At 74.0% G+C, this 5011-nt stretch carries 5 protein-coding genes; 2 read left to right on the top strand and 3 right to left on the bottom strand.

What is annotated here, in order from left to right; all coding sequences use genetic code 11:
- Positions 1 to 1781: telomere-associated protein Tap (tap, locus tag EF903_RS28630; protein WP_260616056.1), on the top strand; the 1781-nt coding region annotated here is incomplete at its 5' end.
- Positions 1782 to 1791: 10 nt separating this feature from the next.
- Positions 1792 to 2349: a telomere-protecting terminal protein Tpg gene (gene tpg / locus EF903_RS28625; protein WP_125547919.1), complete on the top strand. Its 558-nt coding sequence runs from the start codon at positions 1792 to 1794 to the stop codon at positions 2347 to 2349.
- Positions 2350 to 2471: 122 nt separating this feature from the next.
- Here tpg and EF903_RS28620 read toward each other — a convergent pair whose 3' ends face one another.
- The 3 genes from EF903_RS28620 to EF903_RS28610 form a co-directional block, all read right to left on the bottom strand.
- On the bottom strand, positions 2472 to 3191 hold the full coding sequence (locus EF903_RS28620; protein WP_125547918.1) for an SGNH/GDSL hydrolase family protein: 720 nt from the start codon (positions 3189 to 3191) through the stop codon (positions 2472 to 2474).
- On the bottom strand, positions 3188 to 3658 hold the full coding sequence (locus tag EF903_RS28615) for a cupin domain-containing protein (RefSeq protein ID WP_125547917.1): 471 nt from the start codon (positions 3656 to 3658) through the stop codon (positions 3188 to 3190). The genes EF903_RS28620 and EF903_RS28615 overlap by 4 nt, the downstream gene beginning before the upstream one ends.
- A gap of 82 nt (positions 3659 to 3740) precedes the next feature.
- The gene (locus EF903_RS28610) at positions 3741 to 4574 is read right to left on the bottom strand and encodes an AraC family transcriptional regulator (RefSeq protein ID WP_125547916.1); all 834 of its coding nucleotides are present in this window, start codon (positions 4572 to 4574) and stop codon (positions 3741 to 3743) included.
- Positions 4575 to 5011: the final 437 nt, after the last annotated feature.

The raw sequence follows: 5011 nt of genomic DNA, 5'->3' as shown, positions 1-5011 counted from the left end.
CCCCCGCTCCTGCCGCCGACGTCCGGTCCGGGTCCCGGCCCGCCGTCCGCGCTGCGGGCGGGCCCGGGCGCCGGCCCGCCCCCGTGGCCGGGGAGGCGCGGTTCTCCCACGGCCCGCTCGTCGTCCTCGACGCGGACTCCGACCGGCAGGTCGTCGCGTACGGCGTCGGCGGCATCGTCCTGGACGTGCCCGCCGCCTCCCTGCCCGCCCTGGTCGAGTGGGCGCTCGGCGAGGCGATGCTCGGCGCGCCGCGCCTGCACCGCAACGGCCGGGACTCCGACCCGGTGCTCGTGCTGACCGACGCCGCCGCCGAGCGCTACGGGCTGCCCGCCCGCCTCTCGCCGCAGGAGCGGCTTGCCGGGCGGCTCCCGGACGACCACAAGGTGGTCAAGCAGCTCGCCAAGGCCGACTGGCAGCTCACCCGGCGCGGCCTCGGCCCCTGGGCCCGGATCTACCGGCCCGCGCAGGGCGGCCGGCGCTCCTGCGTGCAGCTGTGCGTCCTCGGCTGGGACGCCCTCGACGCCCGCTCCTGGGGCGGGGCCGCCGACCTGCCGCCGGCCGAACTGGCCCGCCTGCTGGGCACGTACGCGACCCGGGTCATCACCCCTCGCGGCTCGACCGCGGTCAACGGGCTGGAGCTGATGACCGCCCTGCACCCGCCGACCCGGGCCGGCGAGCCGGACGCCTCCGGACGCCGCCACAGCGAGCACAACCCCGGCTCGCTCGGCACGCAGCCCGTCGACTGCGCGCCGCCCGAGGCGCCCGACGGGCACCCCCTGCTCGCGCACCTCCCCCGCTTCCACCAGCGCGGCCCCGCCGAGATGCTGCTGGAGGAGGCGTACGACTGGGCGCGGCCCCTCACCGACGAGGAGTGCCTGAAGCCGTACGTGGTGGGCATCGACGTGAACATGGCGTTCGCCGCGGGTGCGAACGGCGCCGTCGTGGGGCTCGGCGCGCCGACCAGGGTGTCCCGCCCCGCCTTCGACCCGAAGGTGCCCGGCTGCTGGCTCGTCGACCTCTCGCACATCGAGCTCGACCCGCGCCTGCCGTCGCCGTTCACCCCGACCGGGACCCGCCCGGAGGGGCCCGCCTGGTACGCGACCCCGACCGTCGCCTACGCGGTGGAGCTCGGCTGGTCCGTACAGCCGCTGGAGGGCTACCTGCGTGCGGAGACCGGCCGCTACCTGGACGCCTGGTACGGGCGGCTGCGGGACGCGTACGTCGCCACGATGGCCGACCTCGGCGTCACCGCCGGCATGGAGCCGCAGGCGTTCCTCGACGCGATGGCCCGTCACCGGGAGGTCGACCCCGAGCTGGCGCTGGTCCTGACCGCGATCAAGGCGACCGTCAAGGGCGGCATCGGCAAACTCCGCGAACGCCCCCGGGGCGGCGGCTGGCGTCCCGGCCAGCCCTGGCCCGCGCTCCAGCGGCCGACGTGGCGCCCCGACATCCGGGCGGCCGTCATCTCCCGCACCCGCGTCAACATGCACCGCAAGATGCGCAACCTCGCCGCCGCGACCGGCCGCTTCCCGGTGGCCGTGCTGTCGGACTGCGCTGTGTACGCTTCCGACGGGCCGAGCCCGCTGGACTTCCTCCCCTACGAGGACGGCAAGCCCCTCAAGGGCGGCTTCCAACTCGGGGTCTCCCCCGGCATGGTCAAGCACGAGGGCACCCAGACCGTGCTGTGGGCCGAAGGCGTGCGCGAAGAGCACGGGGACAGCCTGAACCTGGCCCGCTACATCAAGGACGGCCGGATCACCGCCCAGGACGACGGAGAGTAGGGAGCGCCCGATGGACACGGTCGGGGAAGGCCTGGAAGGGGCCCTGCAGACGGCGTTCACCCGTCCCGTCCCGAAGAGCGCGGGCGCGCAGATGCGCTACCTGGTCAAGCAGTACAAGGGGCGCACCGGGGAGGTGGCGCGGCTCCTCGGCATCAGCCAACGCACCGTCGAGAGGTACGTACGCGACCAGCTGAAGCGGCCCCGGCCCGAACTCGCCGCCCGCCTGGAGCGCGAGGTGCGCAGGCGGTGGCAGCCGCAGGTCCGGGCGCGGGCCCGGAAGGCCGCCGCCACCACCGGCGGCATCATGATCGACACGCGGGCGCGGTTCGGCTACACCGCCGCGCCCGGCACCACCGACGACGCCAGGCTGCGCCACCTCACGGTGGCCCTGCCACCGGAGTTCGCCGGCCGCCTCTTCGACGCCCAGGAGGCCGGGGCCACCGAGCAGCAGCTCCGGCAGATCGCCGCGGAGGGACTGCAGGAGATCTACTTCAAGGACCAGGGGCGGCGCGCGCAGGGCCTGCTGGTGGAGTACACCGACCTGGAACACGTCGAGTTCGAGCTGTAGGCCCCGCCGGGCGGAACAGCCGGAACGGAAGGCGACTGCCCATACTCGGCAACGGCGGGACGGGGCCGCGACCTGCGCCCGTGGCCGGCGCTTCGGCCCGACCGGCCGGGGGCCGGAACCGGCTACGCGCTTCGGGTCAGCAGACCGGCGTCGATGACCTCAGCGATGAGGCCGGCGCCGCGGCTGTTCTGGTGGATGTGGTCGGTTGTGAGCAGGAGACCCCGCCGCCGCGAGATCGTGTCGAGGCTGCGGCGCAGCAGTGCGTGCTGGGCGAGGACGCCGATGGTCGCTGCGGGCGTGGCCTCCCGGTACGGAATCGGCGGCGGGTCCGCTCGGCGCAGTTCCTCGATCTGGCGCTCGTGGAGTGGCAGGTAGGCCACCTCGTGGGCGGCGGCGACCTCGGCGATCATGCGGCTGTACGCCTTCGACGCCTGTGCCGCCGCTCCGTCGGGCTGTTGGCCGAGCACCGGGAGCGACAGCAGACCGATCGCCGCGTCGGTCTCCGCTCGCAGCCGGGCGACGACGGCTTCCAGGCACTGCCGGAACCAGTCGGCCGAGGGGCGAGTGGGGAGCTTCTTGCGCTTCACGGCCCGCTCGACGGGGTAGCCGGCAAGGCTTGCGCGGGCGTCGTTGCTCCCGATCAACACGGTGATCACGTCGGGTGGGTTGGTGACGACGGCGTCGAGGCGCTGCAGGAGGTTGTAGGCGAAGTCGCCGTTGACGCCGAAGCGGGCGGGCTGCACGTCACCGGGCGGTTGCCGTCGTCCGAGGAGATCCAGGTAGTCGGCGCTGAACTGCGCGCGCGTGAGGCTGTCGCCGAGGCACGCGAGGCGTGTCGTCACGGCGCTTCCTCCGGGCCGGACGCCCCGACGCGTTCGGCCGGGCGGGTGTCGCTCCGAGGACGGTGGTCGGTGCCGAGGGTCGCGGTGATGGACAGGATGGACGTCGGCCCCTCCATGTCGACCGCGTGCCACACCCCGGCCGGGTTGACGGTGGCCTGGCCCGGCACGAGCAGAACGCGCTCGGTCACTCCGTCCACGACACGGGTCACGGCCACGGACCCGCTGAGGCATACGACCAGTTCGTCGCCCGCTGGGTGGCTCTCCCAGTGGTCGCCGGGCCCGTCGCCGTCGAAGATCATCACGATCCGGCCCTCGGCGCCGTCCGCTGCGGTCGCGGCGCTGTAGGCCTGGAGCGCCTCGGGGTCCCAGGTGAAACCCTCGACGGGTTTCGCGCTGGATCCCAGTCCGAGGTGCACGGGGGTGGTCCGCAGGTCCGCGGCATTGCGTTCGTGGTTGACGAATCTCATGCCGACGATCGTCCACGACAGCGATCGGGCGGTCTTGAAGGAATGGGAAGAGAAGCCGGCGCGAAGGGCGGACGGGTGGCGGCTACCCGGCTCCGAGGAGGACTTCGCCGCGACGCCAGGCCGTCGGCGAACTGCCCGTGAACTCGCGCCAGTCCCGGACGAGATGGGCCTGGTCGGCATAACCGGAGGCGGTGGCCACATCACTCCACGGGAGCGGGTCCCGCGCCGCCGCCAGTTCGTGCGCGTGCTCGAAGCGCAGGACCCGGGCGAAGGTCTTCGGGGACAGGCCCACCTCACCGCGGAACCGATCGGTCAGGTACCGGCGGCTCCAGCCGAGTTCCGCGGCGACCGCACCGACCTGGACGCAACCCCGCGCGGCCACGAGACGGCGCCACGCCTCGGCCACCTCGGGGCGCACCCGGCGCACGGGGTCGCCGCAGGCGCCACGGCCGACAGCCCGCAGGAGCAGTTCGTCCAGCGCGGTGAACCGCGCCGCCCATGTCGTCGCCGATCGGAGCCGGTCGACCAGCTCGGCGGCCAGCGGTCCGAGGAGCTCGTCCAGTGGGACCAGCCGGTGGGCGAGCTCGGCGGCGGGCACGCCGTAGACGGCCCGGGCCCCGAGCGGTGTCAGCGACACCCGAATTCCTTGCTGGCGTCCGTCGTGGTGAATCGCGACGGACCGGCGCATCAGACCCCCGGCCACGCTGCCGAATCGGGTGACCGGTGACCGTTCGTCAACGCCCGCCACCTCGAAGGGATCCGACAGGCTGATCACCGCGGTGAGCGCGCGGCCCGGCGGGCCGCAGTGCACCCCCGTCGGGAATCCGCGGAGGTCGAAGCCGACATACGAGTCGACGTACTCCCGCAAAGCGGGCGCCGGACGTACACCGATCCCGGCGGCCGTGTGGTCCTCCATTCTCGTCAGTCTACGGGCCGGCCGGCCCGGGAGATCGCCTTTGGAGGACAGGGCTTTGCCGAGCGCGTGAAGCACTCCGGACGGCTCCGGAGGGCTCTGGGCGGCTGTGGGCGGCTGTGGAGGCTTTCCGGGCGTCCGGGGCATGGGCGGCTGCCTTCTGAAGCCCTGAGAGGCCCTGAGAGGCCGTGGAGGGCTCTGCGAGGGCCGTGACGAGCCCCGAGAGGCCTTCATGGGCCCGGCCCGGCCCATGGGGCTCAGAGGAGCGCTCCGAGGGACCTGAGGGTCCCGGGCCCGTATCCCGCAAGGCCGGTCCAGGGCGGGGTGGGGCCGGGGCTCGGCCGGGGGACGGAATCACCAGGGCCCGCGCGGCGGTGTCGCCCGGAGCCGGGCCCGGCATCGGCCATGCTCGGATCCCCCGGCCCTCTCCGGCTCTGTAC

The sequence above is a fragment of the Streptomyces sp. WAC05292 genome, assembly GCF_003949955.1.
Lineage (GTDB): Bacteria > Actinomycetota > Actinomycetes > Streptomycetales > Streptomycetaceae > Streptomyces > Streptomyces globosus.
Note: the sequence above shows the minus strand (reverse complement) of the source record. Positions and strands in the feature narration are given on the sequence as shown.

What these genes read in the sequence shown, in the direction of transcription:
- EF903_RS28615 (WP_125547917.1), bottom strand. Translation starts at nt 3,658, where the DNA reads ATGAGATTCGTCAACCACGAACGCAATGCCGCGGACCTGCGGACCACC.
- EF903_RS28610 (WP_125547916.1), bottom strand. Translation starts at nt 4,574, where the DNA reads ATGGAGGACCACACGGCCGCCGGGATCGGTGTACGTCCGGCGCCCGCT.
- tpg (WP_125547919.1), top strand. Translation starts at nt 1,792, where the DNA reads ATGGACACGGTCGGGGAAGGCCTGGAAGGGGCCCTGCAGACGGCGTTC.